The sequence below is a fragment of the Gordonia sp. 852002-50395_SCH5434458 genome (genome assembly GCF_001665905.1).
Taxonomy (GTDB): Bacteria; Actinomycetota; Actinomycetes; order Mycobacteriales; family Mycobacteriaceae; genus Gordonia; species Gordonia jacobaea.
Window position 1 is genome coordinate 66,584 of sequence record NZ_LZTC01000040.1, and the last position, 19,312, is coordinate 85,895.

The following is a 19,312-nucleotide window of genomic DNA, read 5'->3' on the forward strand; positions in this document are numbered from 1 at the left end:
GGCGCGAGCCACGATTCTGCTGGCAGAGTTGCCGCATGGCGCGACGTGCACGTGAACTGCTGACATCGACGGCAGTCGCAGTTGAGTTGGATGAGTCTCTGCCGGTTGTCATTCCGGGCACCGTCGTGGTCATCCGGCCTGGCAATCGGCTGCAGATCGGTAGCGGCCCCGACAGCGGCATCGTGGTCGAACTCGACCGCGACGTGTCGGCACGCCAACTCGCGGATCTACTCGTGACGCTCGAGAGCCCTCAGCGAATGTCCGACGTCGCAGGCGAACTCGCGACAACCGGCCTGACTCCTGACGACCTGACCACCCTGCTCGAGCACATGGTCGCGGCCGGCCGTGCGCTGCACGGACTGGCCTCGCCACGTCGTATCGACGAGCGCCTGCGCCGCATCCGCGTCCACGGCTCAGGCCCATTGGGTTCACATCTCGCGACGTCGCTGGCCGACGCCGGGTTCTCCGTGACCCGATCGAGCGGACGGCCATCGCCCGAGCATCCGGTGTCGGGATGGCCGACGGATCTGGTGGTGCTCACCGACTATCTCGTACACGACACGATGCTCGTCTCCGGTCTCATGGACGCGGGAAAGCCTCATCTGCAGGTGCGGATGCGTGATGGGGTCGGGATCGTCGGACCCCTGGTTTTGCCGCGACTCACGAGCTGTCTGTCGTGCATCGATCTGCATCGCGCCGACCGCGATCCCGAGTGGCCGATCGTCTCGGCTCAGTTGGTGCGCGTCGCGGGTCACGGACGGCCGGCCACGGTCCGGGCGACCGCCGCCCTCGCCCACGAACACATCGAGCAACTGTCCGTGGCGATCTGCGCGCCCCAGAGCGCGCGACAACCCGAGCTGTTCGGGCGCACCGTCGAACTCCATTCCGAGCCGACTCGGATCGTCACGAAGACATGGGTTCCACATCCGCTGTGCAGGTGCCGATACGACGCCGCCGGATAACTCCAGGAGTGATGGCTGAGGCCGATCCTCAGGTCGGTCCTCTATCCTGTGATGGGGAAAGGACACCATGACCGACATCACACGCGGGCAGCATCGTCGCAACGCTCGGCTCGCGACGCTACCGATCGGTATGGCAGGTCGGGCGGCCGCGGGCCTCGGCAAACGCATGGTCGGAAAAGACAAGGACGAGGTCAACCAGGAACTCTTGGAGAAGGCCGCCGACCAACTGTTCTCGGTGCTCGGCGAGCTCAAGGGCGGCGCGATGAAAGTCGGCCAGGCCATGTCCATCATGGAGGCCGCGATTCCCGACGAGCTCGGCGAACCCTTCCGTGAAGCGCTCACCAAACTGCAGGCCGAGGCTCCCCCGCTACCCGCGCCGAAGGTCCACAAGGTTCTCGACCAACAACTCGGCACCAAATGGCGTCAGCGCTTCCGCGAGTTCTCCGACGAGCCCGCGGCGTCGGCAAGCATCGGTCAGGTCCACAAGGGCATCTGGTCCGACGGCCGGGAGGTCGCCGTCAAGGTGCAGTACCCCGGCGCCGACCACGCATTGAAAGCCGACCTCAAGACGTTGTCGAGGATGTCGGGGCTGCTGCAGAAGCTCTCGCCCGGTACGGACGTCAAGGCGATGATGGACGAACTCATCGACCGCACCGAGGCCGAGCTCGACTATCTCGGCGAGGCCGATAATCAGCGCGCCTTCGCGAAGGCATTCGACGGCGACTCCGATTTCGTCATCCCCAAGGTCATCGCGAGCGCACCCAAGGTGGTCGTGTCGGAGTGGCTCGACGGCACGCCGCTCTCGAAAATCATCACCTCCGGCGATCAGGCCACCCGTAACGAGGCCGCCGCACGCATGGCGACGTTCGAGGTGAGCTCACCGTTCCGTGTCGGACTTCTGCACGGCGATCCGCATCCGGGCAATTTCTTCATCACCGACGACGGTCGCTTCGGCGTACTCGACTTCGGCGCCGTCGGCCACTACCCCAACGGACTGCCTCCGGAAACCGGTCCCATCCTGCGGCTCGCTCGGGACAAGCAGTACGACGAGCTGACCGAAGAGATGATCAAGGCAGGCTTCATCCTGCGGTCCCGCGCCGACCGGGTCAGCCCCACCGACATCGAGGCCTACCTGAAGCCTTACGTCGACCCGCTCTACACCGAGTCATTCCACTTCACCCGTAAGTGGCTCCAACGCGCCGCGGGTAAGGCAACCGACGTGCGCGGCGATGTGTACAAGACGTCGCGAAACCTCAACGTGCCCAAGCAGTATGTGATGGTGTTCCGTGTCCTCGCGGGCTGCGTCGGCATCGCCTCGCAACTCGACGCCGAGGCCCCCTACCGGGCGATCATGGAGAAGTGGGTGCCGGGGCTCGCCGACTGAGTTCTCCGCTCTCCACGCTGTCCGAATTGTCGTACCCACCCTGTAGCGTTGTTGTCAGATCGAACACACAAGCGATCACCAACAACACGGCAAAAAGGGGTGGCCATTACCGACATCATCGACGACCACGCCCCGACGTCACCGTTCCCGCATTCGCCACTGTCGTTCACCGCCGACGACATCGACACGATCAGTCACCTGTCCGGTGCCGAACTCAACGACGTCGCCCGCACCACCCAACGGCTGGCACGCCAAGCCGAAGCACGCACCGCGCTCATGGCCTTCCGCATCGGCGAATCGATCGCCGACGACATGCTCGTCGTCGCCGCCACCCGACCGCACACTCACCACGCCGTCGACAAAGCAGCGATCGCCGAAATGTCACTCCAACTCGGCATATCCCGCTCACTCGCGCGCCGCTACGCCATCCTCGGCGCCCACCTCACCGACCTCCCCGCGACCGCCCTCGCCTTCCTCGACGGCCACATCCGGTTGTCCCGCATCGAGATCGTCGCCGACCAACTGTCGGTGCTCGACTCGTCGCTGCGGGCGCAGGCCGAACCACTCGCCCTCGAACTCGCCCGACGCACCTCCGCCGACTCCACCCTGCGCGATCAACTCGCCGAACTCGTGATCGCCCTCGACCCCGACGCCGCCGCGGATGCCCGCCGCGACTTCGCCGACCGCAACCAGAACATCCACATCCGACCCGACACACACGGACACGTCACCCTCGACGGCTGCCTACCCGCCGAACAAGGCCTCCACCTCGCCACCCGTATCTCCGCACTCATCGCCGAACGACTCTGTGCCGAGGACCCCCGCACCCCAGGCCGACGCCGCGTCGCCGCCCTCGCCGACATCCAAGGCCTGCCCGGCGCCCACCTCACCTGCCAGTGCGGCAACCCCGACTGCCCCACCACGCTATCCGACGCTGAAACAGACTGCGACACAGCACCATTCGACGATGCAGCACCGTTCGACGAGCCCGACAGCGGCGAGACCGACACAGGTGTGACTGACGCAGACGAGACACCCGCGGAGGATCTGCCCGACGCCGAGGTCGGCGCGACGTGCGATGAACCAGTCGCCGATGAGCCTGTGGTCGAGCCCGCGCAACAGACAGCGCTCGAAGTGCTCATCGACCCCGCCGGCGTCGCGATTCCACGGCTCGTCGGCTTCGGCGCAATCGACCCCGCCCACGCCGCCGAACTCGCGGCAGGCGTCATCGCACGGACCGTCGTGTTTCCCGACCTCACCGCGTCGAACCTCACCTCGCCAGGGCTCAACCTCGCCGCGATGGCATCCAACCTCGCCTCATGGGGGCTGCCCGACAATCCCGCACCTCCCGCCGACCCCACCGGACACGGCGGCTACCCAGCACCACCACCATGGGCGCTGCGATACCGACCACCCGACTGGCTACGCGAACAGGTCATCGCCCTGCACGGAGTATGCCGATACCCCGAATGCGGAAAACCCGCCGAACACACCGAACTCGACCACCTGGTCAAGTTCAACCACGCCGACCCCCACGCCGGTGGCTGGACCGTGCTGTTCAACCTCGTCCCCCTCTGCGGACCCGACCACCAACGCAAACACCTCGGCTTCTGGACACCCACCATGCACACCGACCTCTCCATCACATGGACCAGCACCCGCACAGGCGAAACCATCACCACCTACCCACGGTGACCACCTGGCCGGGGTGACATCGTCTTGTCGCATGGGCCCGATCCGTATGACAGCCAGATCCGTATGACAATCAGGGCCCATTTCCGGGGTCAACGTCATACGGATCGCTCGGCGCCCGCGCGAGCGCCAGCCCCAGACACCGTCTCGGGGGCTACAGCCGGGGGGTCGTGCCCGTCCATGTCAGGCCGCGGACTTGCGCGGGCGGCCGGGAGGACGCTTGCGCGCGATCACCGCACCACGCTCGAAGATCTCGCCGCCCCACACACCCCAGGGCTCGGCACGATCAAGCGCAGCCTGCAGGCACTGCGCCCGCAGCGGGCAGTCGGCGCACATCGCCTTGGCACGCTCGAGGTCACGAGGGTCTTCGGCGAACCACAGGTCGGCGTCGGCTTCCTGACACGGAAGGGTCGATGCGCTCGGTGCCGCACCGACACAGTGCAGGCCGCCGCAGGTCCGCAGCACGCCGGGAGTTGGCGATGACGGCACGTGCGCGCGACGCATGGCGCGTGGGTGGTGCGATGAACATCTGGCATCGGCGGTCATGCTGACGAGGCTAAAAGCTCAACCTCACTCGAAGTCAAGGGTCACTGCAACGCCAGGTAGTCCTCGATGGCCGCGGCAACTGTCGGCCGGGTCACGCAGTCGTAGGCGTGGTCGTTGACCATCCCCGACGCCTGCATCAGCGCGAACATCGTGGTCGGACCGACAAACTTCCAGCCGCGCTTCTTGAGATCTTTCGAGAGCCTCGTCGAATCCTCGGACAGCGTCATCGAACCCGGAATATGTTCTGCCGCAGGCGCATATCGCCAGAAGAAGGATTCCAACGACCCCTCGGCATCGATGAGTTCGCTCGCCCGACGCGCATTGTTGATCGACGCTTCGATCTTGCCTCGATGACGAATGATCCCGGCGTCGCCGAGAAGACGTTCGACGTCACGCTCGGTGAAGCGCGCGACCTTCTCGACGTCGAAACCTGCGAATGCGGCTCGGAAGTTTTCGCGCTTGGTGAGGATCGTTCGCCAGCTCAGGCCGGACTGGAAGCCTTCGAGGCAGACCCGCTCGAACAGCGCGGTGTCGCCGGTGAGCGGAAATCCCCACTCCGTGTCGTGATAGGTCGTCTCGGGCTCGACCGCTGCCCACGTGCAGCGCGACAAGCCATCGTCGCCAACGATCACGTCCACCATGTGTCCTGCCTCCCAGTCCGCCGCCGCCGAGCGTATCGCGGGACTCCGACACGATCGGCACCTCCATCCGCTTTACCGATACGGTGGATTGCGTGAGCGACTACATCCTGAATTCACCGGGCACCTTCATCACCGACTCGCTCCGCGGTTTTGTCGCCGCTCACCCCGACATCGTCTGGCAGTCCGACCCCGGTTTCCTCCACCTGCGCGAGCGCGACGGCGAAAGCAACGTCGCCCTCGTCTCCGGCGGCGGGTCAGGCCACGAACCCATGCACTCCGGAATGATCGGCACCGGCATGCTCGACGCCGGATGCCCCGGACTGGTCTTCACCTCGCCCAATGCCCTGCAGATCGTCGGTGCCACACGGTGGGCGGACCGCGGCGCGGGCGTGCTGCACATCGTGAAGAACTACACCGGCGACGTCATGAACTTCCGCATCGCGCGGCACCTGGTGCGCGACGACATCGAGACCGATCATGTGATCGTCGCCGACGACGTGGCATCCGACTCCGCAACCGGCCCCGGTCGTCGAGGAACCGGAGCGACGATCCTGGTCGAGAAGATCTGTGGAGCCGCAGCATCTCGCGGCGACGATCTCGGCACCGTTGCCGACATCGGCCGGCGAGTAGCGGACAACGCCCGCAGCATCTCGGTGGCCTATCACGCGTGCACCATGCCGTCGAAGTCTGCGCCGACCTTCGAGCTCGACGCCGACGAGATGGAGTTCGGAGTGGGCATCCACGGCGAAGCCGGGCGTGAACGCACCGCCCGCGTCGGTGCCCGTGAACTGGTCAATCGCATGGTCGACCCGCTGGTCGACGCACTCTCACTCACCCACGGCGAAGAAGTGATTTGCCTGGTCAACGGCTTGGGCGCCGCCCACCCACTCGAACTCGACCTCGTGTTCGGTGAGGTCGTCGCAGACCTTGATCGTCGCGGGATCTCCATCGCCAGGCCGATGGTAGGAACATTCGTCACGGCCCTCGACATGCGTGGCGTCTCGATCACCCTGCTGCGAGCCGACGACGAGATCGTGTCGCTCTTCGACGCCCCGACCACCGCGCCGGGATGGGCGGCCAATCCGGCGCGTGGTACCGCCCCGCTGAGCGACACCACGTTCGCCGAACCGTCGGACTCCGCAGACGACGGAGCTGAGAACGAGTGGCTGACACGCTTTGTCCGACACGTCCAGGAGTCGATCGACGATCTGACCGAGCTCGACCAAAAGGCAGGTGACGGCGATTTCGGAACCAACATGGAAGCCGCCCTGTCTCACTTCAGCCTTCCGGTGCGCGGTACCGACAGCCAGGTATTGAACGCCATCAGCACGTCGTATCTCGTCCGCTCCGGCGGGACGTCCGGCGTCATCTTCGGCGTGCTATTCCGCGAGTTGGCCAACGCCTTCTCCGAGACAGACGACGTCGAGGCCGCAATCCGCGAGGGCTCCTCGCATGCGCTCGCAGAGATCCAGGATCTCGGCGGCGCCCAGGTCGGCGACAACACGATGGTCGACGCTCTCAGCCCGGCCGTCGACGCGTTGGAGAATGGCGACTCTCTCGCCGACGTCGCCCAGAAGGCTGCTGATGGCGCCGAATCCACGCGTGACACAACCGCAACGAAGGGGCGCGCGAGCTACGTCGGCGAGAATGCGCGCGGCGTCGTCGATCCGGGTGCGCTCGTCGTTTCCTGGCTCTATCAAGCTCTGACTGACGACTGACGCGTTCATCCATGAAAATCGTTAACCTATAACGTCCCGTCGCGTTATTACTTCGTGACCGCGAGTGCCCTCGGTTTCGAGTTCGTCGCAATCCGCCGTTGCCCCTGACGGTCTTCGCCTCCGAAGACCTAGCGTTTAGCCCACGTCGAGAAGTCGGCGCTGCGCACTACGACAACAGGAGCTCGACATGAGTGATTCAACGGGACGCCTGTCTGCACTGCTCTCCCGCATCGCGGAGGGAGACGCGCACGCCTTCGCCGCCTTCTACGACGAAACCAGTCACCGTGTCTACGGCATGGTTCTGCGGATCGTTCGCGATCGCGGCCTCAGCGAGGAAACCACGCAGGAGGTCTTCCTCACGGTGTGGCGGTCGGCGCACACTTTCGACCCGGAGTCGGGTTCGCCGCTCGGGTGGCTGATGACCCTCGCGCATCGACGGGCCGTCGACCGGGTCCGCTCGGAGACCGCGGCAAAGCGTCGACTTCACGTCTACAGCACGGCCGAACAGTCCACCCGGATCGAACACGACGTCGTCAGCGAATCGGCTGAGCGTCGCGAAACCGTTCGCGAGGTGCGTTCCCTGCTCTCACGGCTGACCGAACTGCAGCGCGAAGCCATCGAGCTCGCCTACTTCCGCGGTATGACCTACCGCGAGGTGGCCGACGAACTCGGCGTCGCGCTGCCGACCGCGAAGTCGCGTATCCGGCAGGCCCTCAAGCGTCTCGAGCCGCACATCGCGGCGGTTCCTGCCGCCTGAGCACCTGAACGCGCACAGAGTCCCCAAACCGCAAGGCCCCCTCACAAAAGAAAGGTCCCGACCCACGAATGGGTCGGGACCTTTCTGGCCTGTCGGCGTGTCAGCCGTATCGGCGTGTCAGTCCTGTAGCGGTCAGCCCAGAACCAACCCGTCGCCGTCGGCGCTCACGTTGACCGGCACGACGTCGCCGTCGCGGACGTCACCGGCGAGCAACGCCTTGGCGAGCTTGTCGCCGATGGCCTGTTGCACCAGGCGACGCAGCGGACGCGCGCCGTAGAGCGGATCGAATCCCCGCTCGGCGAGCCATTCCTTGGCCTTGGGCGTGACCTGCAACTCGAGGCGACGCTGTGCGAGCCGCTTCTGCAGTTGGCCGAGTTGGATGTCGACGATCGACACCAGTTCCTCCGGGCTCAGCGCGTCGAAGATCACGACGTCGTCGAGTCGGTTGATGAACTCCGGCTTGAAGGCCGCGCGCACTGCCGCCATCACCTGGTCCTTGTCGCCGCCGGAACCGAGGTTCGACGTCAGGATGAGGATGGTGTTGCGGAAGTCCACGGTGCGGCCCTGACCGTCGGTCAGGCGTCCTTCGTCGAGAACCTGCAGCAGGATGTCGAAGACGTCGGGGTGAGCCTTCTCGACCTCGTCGAAGAGGACCACCGTGTACGGACGACGCCGCACAGCCTCGGTCAATTGACCGCCCTGCTCGTAGCCGACGTAGCCGGGAGGTGCACCGACAAGCCTTGCGACGGCGTGCTTTTCGCCGTACTCACTCATGTCGATGCGCACCATCGCGCGCTCGTCGTCGAACAAGAACTCCGCCAGCGCCTTGGCCAGCTCGGTCTTGCCGACACCAGTCGGTCCGAGGAACAGGAACGATCCCAGTGGCCGGTTCGGGTCAGCGACACCTGCACGTGCACGCCGCACGGCATCGGAGACCGCGACGACAGCGTCCTTCTGACCGATGACGCGTTGTCCCAGTTCCTCTTCCATGCGCAGCAGCTTGGCGGTCTCACCCTCGAGCATCTTGCCCGCAGGGATGCCCGTCCACGCCGAAACGACCTGTGCGACGTCGTCTGGGCCGACCTCCTCCTGCAGCATCACGTCTTCGTCAGGGTCGGTGCCGGTCTTCTCGATCGCGGCCTCCAACTCCTTCTCCAAGCCCGGAATCTTGCCGTAGCGCAGCTCGGCCGCGCGGCCGAGATCGCCGTCACGCTCAGCGCGATCCGCTTCTCCGCGAAGGCGTTCCAGCTCTTCTTTGGTGTCGCGAACGGCGTCGATGGCGGTCTTCTCCGACTGCCAGCGTGCGGAGAGCTCGTTGAGCTTCTCCTTCTGATCAGCCAGTTCCTGACGCAGCTTTTCCAGACGTTGCTTCGACGCCTCGTCGTGCTCCTTTTCGAGCGCGACCTCTTCGACCTCGAGGCGTCGGACGACACGCTCCACCTCGTCGATCTCGACGGGGCGCGAGTCGATCTCCATCCGCAGGCGCGACGCCGCCTCGTCGACGAGGTCGATGGCCTTGTCGGGAAGGAAGCGCGAGGTGATGTAGCGATCGGAAAGTGTTGCGGCAGCGACCAATGCGGAGTCGGTGATGCGCACACCGTGGTGTACCTCGTACCGTTCCTTCAGGCCACGCAGGATGCCAATCGCGTCTTCGACGCTCGGCTCACCGACGTACACCTGCTGGAAACGACGCTCCAGCGCGGCATCCTTCTCGATGTACTTGCGGTACTCCTCCAGAGTCGTGGCACCCACGAGTCGCAGCTCACCACGAGCAAGCATCGGCTTGATCATGTTGCCCGCGTCCATGGCGGAATCACCTGTGGCACCGGCACCTACGATGGTGTGCAGCTCGTCGATGAAGGTGATGACCTGTCCGGCCGATCCCTTGATCTCGTCGAGCACGGCCTTCAACCGCTCCTCGAACTCACCGCGGTACTTGGCACCCGCGACCATCGATCCGAGGTCCAACGAGACAACGGTCTTGTTGCGCAACGACTCCGGCACATCGCCTTCGACGATGCGCTGAGCGAGCCCCTCGACGATGGCGGTCTTGCCGACACCTGGCTCACCGATCAACACCGGGTTGTTCTTGGTACGACGACTGAGCACCTGCACCACACGACGGATCTCGGAGTCGCGCCCGATGACCGGGTCGAGCTTGCCCTCGCGGGCAGCCGCGGTCAGGTCGGTCGAGTACTTCTCCAGCGCCTGATAGGTGGATTCCGGGTCTTCGGACGTCACTCGCGCGGTGCCACGGACGGCGACGAACGCCTCCTGCAGCGCCTGCGGGGTTGCGCCGTTGTCATGCAACAGCTTGGCGACGTCGGAATCACCGGTCGCCAATCCGACGACGAGGTGCTCGGTGGAGACATACTCGTCGTTCAGTTCGGTCGCGAGTTGCTGGGCGGCCGTGACCGCCGCGATCGACTCGCGGGAGAGTTGCGGCTGGGCGCTGGCACTCGACACCGTCGGCGCCCGATCGACCATCGCCTGCGTTTGTGCGCGAATAGTCGACGGATTCACTCCGACCGCCTTGAGCAGCGGCGAAGCGATCCCATCGGACTGGTCGAGCAAAGCCACCAGGATGTGGGCGGGACGTACGTCGGGGTTACCAGCAGCGGCCGCCGCCTGCACGGCAGCGCTCAACGCCTGCTGTGTCTTGGTGGTCGGGGTGAAGCTGTCCACTTCGTGGTACCTCTTTCTCTACGTGTGCGTTCTTAAGTCTCTGTGGCTCAATTATGGCCACTCGAGTTGTTCAACGCGAGTAGAGTTGAGTCCATTCCGCTCAGGTTTGGTAGTTTTGTGACTTACGTCACTGTCAATGGCTCGCGGCGGCGCCACCGGCCGACCAACGTGTGTCGAATCGAAGGATGTGGGTGCTGCAGCGCCCACATCTTTACGTAAGACACACATTCACCGCACCATGTCGGCCCACCCGGGGCCACTCAGTGTCTCCACAGCGGCGATCGCGCACACTGTGTTCGGAGAAGAGGGCGGTGAATGTGGCGTGCGCATCCTTGTAGTCGACGACGACCGTAACGTCGCGGAGACGGTCCGCAGGATGATGGTGGCCGAGGGCTGGGTGGTCGACGTCGTGCACGACGGTGCGCTCGGCCTGGAGAAGGCCACCTCCGAGCGCTTCGATGTGATCGTGCTCGACATCATGATGCCCGGCCTCAACGGATACGAGGTCGTACGTTCGCTACGGCGTTCCCAGGTGTGGACACCCGTGTTGATGCTGACGGCCAAGGACGGCGAGTACGACCAGGCCGACGCCTTCGATTTCGGCGCCGACGACTATCTGACCAAGCCGTTCTCGTTCATCGTGTTGATCGCGCGCATGCGCGCACTTGCTCGCCGTGGTGCACCCGAGCGACCAGCGGTGCTCACCGCCGGCACCCTGTCTCTCGACCCGGCGGCCCACGTCGCGTCTCGCGGCGAGACGGAACTCACCCTCACGCCAAGGGAATTCAGCATGCTGGAGTTCCTGATGCGCCACAAAGGTGAGGTGGTCACCCGAGCAGAGATCCTCGACTCCGTCTGGGACGTGAACTATCGCGGCGACGAGAATGTCGTCGAGGTCTACGTGAGCTATCTCCGCAAGAGGATCGATACCCCGTTCGGGTGCAAGGCAATTCAGACTGTCCGAGGGGTCGGATATCGCCTGGCGTCCGACGGAGGCGGCTAGGTACGTTCGGGCTAGTCCAGATCTTGCTCGACGCTCAGCCGAAAGCCGACGGCTGCTCCCCCACCATCGGCGTCGGTGATCACCACGGTCCCACCGTGCGCGCGGACGATCTCCGAGACAATAGCCAGTCCGAGACCCGAACCGCCTGATCCGCGCTGCCGCGAGGCGTCGAGGCGCACGAACCGCTCTGTGACACGGGCTTTGTCGTCGTCAGGGATACCGTCACCGTCGTCGGTAACCGTGATCGTGACCGTGGCATCCGCGACGTCTCTCGACATCGTCACCGACAGGCGACTGGAGGCATGACGCGCAGCATTGTCGGCGATGTTGCGTAGCGCGCGTGCGAGCTTGTCTGCGTCGCCGCGAACCCGAGCGGCAACGATTCGAGCGTCGACGACGTGATCGGTCACCGCGTCGAGTCGGGTGACTTCTGCACTGACGATCTCGTCGAGATCGACGTCATCGAGAAGTAGTGGCACTCCGCTTTCATCGGCGCGGGCAAGAAGCAGGAGATCGGCAACCATCTGTTGCAGGCGCAGAGCATCGGGGAGCATCACGGAGTCGACCGTGTCCGGATCGATGGGCTGGCGTTTGACACTCGAAAGATCCAGCAGCCCAACGAGTGTGGTCAGTGGGCTGTTCAGCTCGTGCGACGCATCGTTGACGAACTGCAGCTGCTGCGTTCGTGACACCTCGATACGGGCGAGCATCTCGTTCATGGTGACAGCCAACGCAGACACCTCGTCGCCCGTAGCGGGTACCGGGACCCGTTGGGTGAGGTCACCACCCGAGACCTCCTCGACGCGTGCCCGGATATCGTCGACGGGACGAAGTGCGCGCCCCACGAAAACGTAAGTGAGGAAGGCCATTCCGACAACGACGAATGGAAATACAATGGAGCACAGTATCCCGAGCGCGACAACGGTGGCATTGATGGGCGCCTCTTCCGCGCCGACCTGGATGGTGAAGACTCCTTCGGGTGTCTTGACTCCGTAGGCGCTCGCCTGGAATTCCTGCTCGGTGTCAGTGGCGTGCGCGCCGTGGATCGTCAACCGCTGCCCGGCGGCCAACGGAGGTGACATCGGTCGCGAGTAGACGGGTTTGTTGGCCAACCTCAGAGCACCCGACTCGTCGGTGATCTGTATGACCGCTATGTTCTGGCCGCTCGCGAGCAGCGCCGGGTCGATACCCCCGACACCTTCAGCCGACAACGAGCTCGCTATTTGCTCTGCGCGCGCGAATGTGGCGGCATCAGCACTCCGCAGCAACACGTGATGTAGTGCTTCGACCATGACCACCGCCGCGATTGCCAACGCGCATGCGACGAGACCGGTCGCGAGAAGCGTGAGCCGCATGCGTACGGGACGAGTCCAGGCGACAAGTCGGCCAAGAATCGTCCTTGCACGCTGATACACCTTCCGAAGCCTAGTCGGCCGTATGTATCCATAGTGGCGCTACTCAGCGTCCCCTAAGCTTCTACCAGCAAGGATGCCCCACATGTGTGTCGGTCGTCCCGAGTCGGCAGACGGAGCCGCTCGTGAAAGCTGACCACACCGTCGTCCATCTCGGTCCAGCCCTGGCAGTCTCCATCGCAGTGCTCGCCGTGATCGCGATCGCCGTCAACCGATACAACGATCGCGCACTCGCCGCAGCGACCGCACGGGCCGCGATCCGCGCAGTCTGCCAGTTAGCTGCTCTGGCAGCAGTATTGGCGCTAGTCATCCACGCCCTGTGGGCATCGGCAGTGTTCGTGGTCGTCATGGCGATCACCGCCGCGGCGACCTCGGCAGGTCGCGTGTCAGCAGCACACCGTGCGAGCGTGCGGAAGACAATCCGGTGCCTCGTCCCGGTAGCAGCCAGCACCATCCTGATCGTCGTGACACTGGTTGCTGTGGGCGTACTACCCGCCACTGGCATCGCGATCATCCCGACCGCCGGAATCATGTTCGGAGGTGCGATGAATACGACGTCGATCGCCGGCAAGCGCGCGCACGATGAACTTCGCACTCGGCACGGCGAGGTCGAAGCGGCACTGTCACTGGGGTTCTCGTCGCGCGATGCCCGACTGGAGATCATCAGACCCACTGCGGCAACAGCATTGATTCCCGGACTGGATCAGACCCGCTCAGTTGGCCTCGTCACCATTCCGGGCGCGTTCGTCGGGATGGTTCTCGGTGGAGCCTCGACCACCGCAGCGGCGATCATGCAACTCTTCGTCTTGATCTCGTTGCTGGCGGTGAGTGCAGTGGCCGCGCTCGTCACTGTCGAAATGGTTTCCCGAGACCTTCTCTGACAGAGACGAAGGTGGGATGCCACCGGCCTCTCCGATCAGTGATGGGCAGAGAACCACTCCGCATACTCGGTGGCCCATACACCAGCCAGGTGTCCTGCCTGTCGCGCCGCGGACGCTCCATCGGATATGCCGTCACCGTCGACTGCCAGAATCACCGCGACGGCACTGAGAACCAACAGGATCGCCACGATGAGGACGCTGCGTCTTCGGGACGGCCACTTCGCCACTGCCAATTCAACGATAGGGAGTACGAGTAGCGTTGCAGCGCAGGCGACACCAACAGCTGCGACCACGTCTGAGATCCAATGGACACCGAGGTACAAGCGCGTTGCGCAGACGAACACAACTGCGACGATGGCGCACACCCACAACGCAGTGCGAGCACCACCGCCCGCCGACCGTGCAACGAGGGACGCCACGGCGACCACCAATGCAGCAGTCCCAGCCACGTGGCCAGAGGGAAACGAATAGGTGGTTTCCAATACGCCCACCTGGTCTGCGACCGGCGGGCGCGGGCGCGCAGCCAGCATTTTCAACATCGCACACAGCGCCCCGGCGCTTGCGACTGCGGCAACCAACATGACGGCGCGCAGGACACACGCATCGCGCACCAACAGAATGACCGCCGCCAGAGCAGTCCAGACGACGATCGCCCACGGGCTGAAAGCCTGAGTCGCAACGTCGACGACCAAGGTCCGGTGAGGCGTATGAAATCTTGTCGTCGCAGACATGATCGTTGAGTCAATGGGCAATGGACCGCCGCCCGAGATGCGCAGGGCGACACCCGCAACCACAAGGACAAGGGCCAACGCCAATCCGCCCGACACGCGAATGTAGCTCGACATGATGTCACTATTGATCAGCAGCCCTGTGGAGATGCTGAGTCACACTGAGTACAAGGGTTCGCTCGACGAAGCCGCGGGCCATCTCACCGGGCGCTGAGTTTCTTAACCGGTGCTGAGTCCGATTCGCAGGCGTACCGCGACCTCAATACTGTTGACTGCGTCGGTGATTCGACGCGGACGCGGAGTCCTTCAATCGCCCTTCGTACAAGCGGCTTTCGCGACGACGCGCAAGCGCGTCTCCCTTCCGGATACCTACGATAGGAATCTCTATGTCGGACTCCTCTCACGACGCTTCGGCGTCAGTGGCGCCTACCGAAGCGAAGTCGCCGAGCCGAATTCGTACCGGCCTGAACGAGCAGCTGGCCGTCAAGGTGCCGGCGATCGGCGTCATGTTCTGGGTTGTCAAGATCGTGACAACCGGTATGGGAGAGGCGATGTCGGACTATCTGGCGACATTCGGTCTTGCGGTTCCGGTGGTCGTGGGCGTCGTCTGGATGGGTATGAGCTTGTGGCTGCAGCTCCGGTCGCGTGCCTACCACGCACCCACCTATTGGTTCGCGGTAGCGGGAGTGGCGGTGTTCGGCACGGTCGTCGCCGACGGGCTGCACGTCGTCGGACTGTCCACAACGGAAACAAGTCTTGGCTACGCGATCGCTCTCGGGCTGTGGATGACACTGTGGTACCGAACCGAACACACGCTCAACATCCACGAGATCACCACACGACGCAGAGAGGTCTTCTACTGGGGCACAGTCCTGTTGACCTTCGCACTCGGAACGGCACTGGGCGACTGGAGCGCATTCTTCCTCGGATTGGGATTCGCCGGCTCCATCGTGCTCTACGCATGTCTCATGGTGGTGCCCGGCGTGGGCTGGAAGTACCTCCACCTCAACGCCGTCGCCGCATTCTGGACCGCGTACGTGCTCACCCGCCCTCTTGGTGCGTCGGTGGCTGATTGGCTCGGCAAGCCGCAACCGATCGGACTGGGTCTCGGCGACGATGTTGTCGCCATTGGCTCGCTCGTCCTTGCGACCATCCTCGTCGCATTCCTCTGGCTCACCGGCGCCGATGACCCCAACGATTCCGCACCTCATGCCAGGTCACTCCAGCGCACACTCAGGGTCCCCTAAGCTCACCACCGGCATCATGCTCGCTGATGACAACACAGGTTACGGCGACCGTCGCAAACTACCTTCGCACCATCTTCGACCTTGAGGAAGATCGCGTGGAGGTTCGTCGCGCACGCATCGCCGAACGCACAGGGAACAGCAAAGCATCTGTCGCCCAAATGCTTCGGAGAATGAGAGATCAGGGGTTGCTCGACTTTACCGACGAGCGGCTCGTGGTTCCCACCAAGGCGGGGCGCGATCTCGGCGTCGCGTTGACCAGGCGGCACCGACTTGCCGAGAGGATGCTCGTCGACGTCGTCGGCCTACCTCGCTTACAGGCTCACCGAGTTGCGTCGGGCTGGGAGCTGTCCATGGACAAAGCCACCGAAACTCAACTCATGCACCTGTTGCGGTACCCAACCACCGATGCCTGGGGAAATCCGATACCCGCACTCTGGCAACTAGGCTTTCACGATAGCCCGATCCTGCTACCCGGCCTCCCACTGTCCGAGGCCATACGTGACACAGGCTCCGCCAGGCTATCGGTGCAAGCGTTCTCCGAGCATGTGCTCAACGACGAATCCGCCATCACACGTCTGCTTGAAGCAGGCATCGAACCGGGCGCAACCATCGTCGCCAGAAAGCAGGGCGCTGCCGTGTCCGTGTCCGGCGACGAATCAGTCGATCTTCCACCACAATTGGCGGCCTCGATTCGTGTGACGCTGCTCGGCGCCGCTGACGCGGACGCATACACCCACTGATCGCCGCGGTCGCGCGGACTTCTACCGATCGATAAACGTGTGTCGAATCGAAGGATGTGTATGCTGCAGCGCCCACATCCTCACGTAAGACACACATTTGTCGCACCATGTCGGCCCAGACGCGTCTATGGTCGCGTCCGCTTTATAACGGAAATGCCACGCATCTGCGCAATCGGCTAACACATCCCGGCCCGATCTCGACAGACGAGTATGGGACACCTCAAAAAGCTCGGCGCGGCGGCTGCGGCGACCGCGATCATCAGCTCGGGCATCACCGCAGGCACCGCCTCGGCGTCGATCTTTCACAACGGTCCGGGCGGCGGATTCCAAACCTCCGCGGCCCCCTGTACAGGCATCAGCCCCAACGTGATCGACCTTCCCTACTTCGGAAGAATCTTTGTATCGCAACCCAATCCGCTCCGAAGCGGCTATGCCGACATCCGGATCGACGCGAACATGTCGGTCTGGGGCTATACCAACCTGATCGACGTCCGCTGGCGGAACCTCGGCACCGGCAAGACCGGGCAGTTGCGCGGCCAACTCGGCGTGCGCCTCTCCGACGGTGGCACGATGAAGACGTTCGAGGGCGTGAACACCGGCCCGGGCCGCGTCCGCATCGAATTCCGCCCGACCAACCGGGGCGCACTGCTGACCACACCGGCCACCTCGCAGTGCTCCGACGTATTCACCGTCCGATAGCGCACCCAAATGTGTGTCTTGTTGAAAGAGTTGGATGCTGCAGCACCCACATCCTTACGCAAGACACACATCTATAGACCTCACTTACGGGCGAGCCACTCCCGCACCTGCCGCGCGGCCTTGTCCACGCCCCGCCCGTTGCCGGTTCGAGGACCCACCACCACGACGACGCCGACCAGCAGCCCGCGCTCGAACACCGGAACACCAGCGGCGCGGATCTCGGGATCGGCGAGTCCGTCGCTGATCGCATAGCCGAGACGTCGAATCGCGGCGACCTCACGCTGGAAACCAGCGGCGTCGGCCGGTCCGGCGTGCATCGCCAACAACCGGTCGCGCTCACCGTCGTCGGCGAAAGCCAGGAACGCACGCCCGGCCGCCGTGCGAAGTAATGGTCGCGGGCGGTACTCCCCGACCACGGCTTCTGCATGCTCCGACACCTCGCCGACACTCCCGAGGTACACGACGTCGGAGCCGACGAGCACGGCAAGCGCGACCGGCAGTCCTGTGTACTCCGCCAGCGTCGCGAGCCCATCTGCGTCAATCGGTGGCGCATCGGCGTGGGCCGCGATCAGCCGCAACGTCATCAGCCGCGGACCCAGACGGTACCTGCGGTCGGATCGAACCAGGTATCCACACGACACCAGGTCATCGAGCAAATCCGACGTCGACGACACCGGTGCGTCCACAGAACGAGCAATCGCGCTCAGCGACAACGGTTTCGACGCACGCGCAACCTCTTCCAGTATCCGGTCGGCTCGCATGACGGCGCGTTGTCCACCCACGCCGACATCTTACGTATATTCGGAAGATCACCAGCGTTGCAGCCTCGACGCGAAGACTGAAGCCATGCCAACCACTTCGCCGCGCGTCTCCGACATCGTCGACGGCCTGACCGCGCTCACGGGAACCGACGTCGGCCCGACGCGAATCTCCGGAGCCGACCCGATCACACCATCACCCCACCGAATCGGCGACGCATCGGCAGCCGCGATCGCGGCGTTCGGCGCCCAGATCTCAGCGCTGGGTGACAGCTCGGGAGTGTCCGTCAGTGTCTCCGACGCCGTCGACCAATTGCGTGCCGCATACCTGACGACGATCAACGGTCAATCAACCGGATCGGTCGCAGAAGACCCGACTGCACTGCGCAACAACGACTTCTATCGCACTGCCGACGGCTGGACGTTCTTGATCACCACCTTTCCGCACCAACGCGACGCCGTCTGCTCCGTCCTGGACTGCCCGCCCACAAAGGAGCGAATCGCGCAAGCCGCTCTCGCATGGAATTCCGTTGCCCTCGAAGAGGCCGTGGTTGCAGCGGGCGGCGTTGCGGCCGCAGCACGAACCGCCGAACAGTGGGCCGCGTCGCCGGTGGGTATCGACGTCGCACGACGACCGGTCATCGACCTGGAACGCATCGACGACTCCGACCCCGAATCCCTTACCGCACCACGAGAATGGCCGCCGCTGAATGGCGTTCGAGTTGTGGATATGACTCACGTGATTGCCGGCCCGGTGAGCACCGAACTGCTGGCCGCTTTCGGAGCCGACGTCGTGCACGTCACCCGACCCGACCTCGTCGACCCCCACCCCATGCCTGCGCTCACCGGTGGCGGAAAACGCAACGCCTACTGCGATGTTCGCGACCCAGACCAGTTGGCCGAACTCACCGATCTGATCGCCGACGCCGACGTCTTCGTGAACGCCTACCGCGGCCTACAGCGCCATGGCCTCGATGCCGAGCACCTCGCGCAGCGACGACCGGGCATCGTCGTCGTCGAATACCATTGCTGGGGCTCCGACGGACCATGGGGAGATCGTGGCGGATTCGACCAACTTGCTTGTTCAGCAACCGGTTTCAGCCTGGAAGAGGGGCGCGGCGGTCCGCCGACACTACCCCCGACGCACCTCCTCAATGACTATCTGGCCGCTTACCTCGGCGCGACGGGAATCGTTGCCGCGCTTCGCCGTCGACAAACCGAGGGCGGTTCATGGAGGGTGCGCGTGCGACTCGCGCGCGTGTGCACCTGGGTGCAATCTCTCGGTCCGTCGGACGCCGCCCCCGACATCGATTGGGGCGCCAGGTCAATCGATCTGACGACAGTCGACGGTCCGTTCGGCCGTATCGACGAACCGGTCATCCCCATCATTTTCGACGGCAAGCCGACGCCACGACCGCTAGCCGCGCGCCCGCTCGGCACGTCGCCATTGGCGTGGTGA

At 64.3% G+C, this 19,312-nt stretch carries 17 protein-coding genes; 11 read left to right on the forward strand and 6 right to left on the reverse strand.

Going from position 1 to position 19,312, the window contains the following annotated elements:
* The first annotated feature begins 35 nt into the window (after positions 1-35).
* The 3 genes from A5785_RS08700 (at position 36) to A5785_RS08710 (ending at position 4,041) form a co-directional block, all read left to right on the forward strand.
* Positions 36-962 carry a hypothetical protein gene (locus tag A5785_RS08700; protein ID WP_005203641.1) on the forward strand — a complete coding sequence of 309 codons (927 nt, stop codon included), beginning with the start codon at positions 36-38 and terminating at the stop codon, positions 960-962.
* Positions 963-1,029: 67 nt separating this feature from the next.
* Positions 1,030-2,346 carry an ABC1 kinase family protein gene (locus A5785_RS08705; RefSeq protein WP_005203642.1) on the forward strand — a complete coding sequence of 439 codons (1,317 nt, stop codon included), beginning with the start codon at positions 1,030-1,032 and terminating at the stop codon, positions 2,344-2,346.
* A 99-nt stretch (positions 2,347-2,445) separates the two neighbouring features.
* A complete protein-coding gene (locus tag A5785_RS08710) occupies positions 2,446-4,041 on the forward strand; it encodes an HNH endonuclease signature motif containing protein (RefSeq protein WP_064865882.1) in 1,596 nt (531 codons plus the stop codon).
* A gap of 180 nt (positions 4,042-4,221) precedes the next feature.
* On the opposite strand, the gene A5785_RS08715 is transcribed toward A5785_RS08710, so the two are convergent.
* Both A5785_RS08715 and A5785_RS08720 read right to left on the reverse strand, forming a co-directional pair.
* Positions 4,222-4,584: a WhiB family transcriptional regulator gene (locus A5785_RS08715; RefSeq protein WP_269449573.1), complete on the reverse strand. Its 363-nt coding sequence runs from the start codon at positions 4,582-4,584 to the stop codon at positions 4,222-4,224.
* A 41-nt stretch (positions 4,585-4,625) separates the two neighbouring features.
* Positions 4,626-5,225: a DNA-3-methyladenine glycosylase I gene (locus A5785_RS08720; protein WP_049700011.1), complete on the reverse strand. Its 600-nt coding sequence runs from the start codon at positions 5,223-5,225 to the stop codon at positions 4,626-4,628.
* A gap of 92 nt (positions 5,226-5,317) precedes the next feature.
* Between A5785_RS08720 and A5785_RS08725 the strand changes: the two genes are divergently transcribed.
* Together A5785_RS08725 and sigK are read left to right on the forward strand one after the other, a co-directional pair.
* A complete protein-coding gene (locus A5785_RS08725; RefSeq protein WP_064865884.1) occupies positions 5,318-6,943 on the forward strand; it encodes a dihydroxyacetone kinase family protein in 1,626 nt (541 codons plus the stop codon).
* A gap of 187 nt (positions 6,944-7,130) precedes the next feature.
* Positions 7,131-7,700: an ECF RNA polymerase sigma factor SigK gene (gene sigK, locus A5785_RS08730; protein WP_049700012.1), complete on the forward strand. Its 570-nt coding sequence runs from the start codon at positions 7,131-7,133 to the stop codon at positions 7,698-7,700.
* Between the two features lie 132 nt (positions 7,701-7,832).
* On the opposite strand, the gene clpB is transcribed toward sigK, so the two are convergent.
* Positions 7,833-10,385, reverse strand: a complete 2,553-nt coding sequence (clpB, locus tag A5785_RS08735) for an ATP-dependent chaperone ClpB (RefSeq protein WP_064865887.1) — start codon at positions 10,383-10,385, stop codon at positions 7,833-7,835.
* 322 nt (positions 10,386-10,707) lie between these two features.
* On the opposite strand from clpB, the gene A5785_RS08740 reads away from it, so the two are divergent.
* Positions 10,708-11,388 (forward strand): response regulator transcription factor, encoded by a 681-nt coding sequence (locus tag A5785_RS08740; protein WP_064866184.1) that lies wholly within the window; start codon positions 10,708-10,710, stop codon positions 11,386-11,388.
* Positions 11,389-11,399: 11 nt separating this feature from the next.
* Here A5785_RS08740 and A5785_RS08745 read toward each other — a convergent pair whose 3' ends face one another.
* The gene (locus A5785_RS08745) at positions 11,400-12,743 is read right to left on the reverse strand and encodes an ATP-binding protein (RefSeq protein WP_064865889.1); all 1,344 of its coding nucleotides are present in this window, start codon (positions 12,741-12,743) and stop codon (positions 11,400-11,402) included.
* Positions 12,744-12,925: 182 nt separating this feature from the next.
* Here A5785_RS08745 and A5785_RS08750 point away from each other — a divergent pair, with 182 nt between their 5' ends.
* Positions 12,926-13,681 carry an ABC transporter permease gene (locus A5785_RS08750; RefSeq protein ID WP_064865891.1) on the forward strand — a complete coding sequence of 252 codons (756 nt, stop codon included), beginning with the start codon at positions 12,926-12,928 and terminating at the stop codon, positions 13,679-13,681.
* Positions 13,682-13,716: 35 nt separating this feature from the next.
* Here the strand turns inward: A5785_RS08750 and A5785_RS08755 are convergent, their stop codons facing one another.
* Positions 13,717-14,526, reverse strand: a complete 810-nt coding sequence (locus A5785_RS08755; protein WP_064865893.1) for a phosphatase PAP2 family protein — start codon at positions 14,524-14,526, stop codon at positions 13,717-13,719.
* Between the two features lie 269 nt (positions 14,527-14,795).
* On the opposite strand from A5785_RS08755, the gene A5785_RS08760 reads away from it, so the two are divergent.
* From A5785_RS08760 to A5785_RS08770, 3 genes are all read left to right on the forward strand, one after another.
* Positions 14,796-15,656 (forward strand): COG4705 family protein, encoded by an 861-nt coding sequence (locus tag A5785_RS08760; protein ID WP_082937981.1) that lies wholly within the window; start codon positions 14,796-14,798, stop codon positions 15,654-15,656.
* 26 nt (positions 15,657-15,682) lie between these two features.
* Positions 15,683-16,396 (forward strand): metal-dependent transcriptional regulator, encoded by a 714-nt coding sequence (locus A5785_RS08765; protein WP_064865897.1) that lies wholly within the window; start codon positions 15,683-15,685, stop codon positions 16,394-16,396.
* A gap of 210 nt (positions 16,397-16,606) precedes the next feature.
* The gene (locus A5785_RS08770; protein ID WP_064865899.1) at positions 16,607-17,095 is read left to right on the forward strand and encodes a hypothetical protein; all 489 of its coding nucleotides are present in this window, start codon (positions 16,607-16,609) and stop codon (positions 17,093-17,095) included.
* An 80-nt stretch (positions 17,096-17,175) separates the two neighbouring features.
* Here the strand turns inward: A5785_RS08770 and A5785_RS08775 are convergent, their stop codons facing one another.
* On the reverse strand, positions 17,176-17,877 hold the full coding sequence (locus A5785_RS08775; protein WP_064865901.1) for an IclR family transcriptional regulator: 702 nt from the start codon (positions 17,875-17,877) through the stop codon (positions 17,176-17,178).
* Between the two features lie 64 nt (positions 17,878-17,941).
* Between A5785_RS08775 and A5785_RS08780 the strand changes: the two genes are divergently transcribed.
* Complete coding sequence (locus A5785_RS08780; protein ID WP_064865904.1) at positions 17,942-19,312, forward strand: CoA transferase; 1,371 nt, start codon at positions 17,942-17,944, stop codon at positions 19,310-19,312.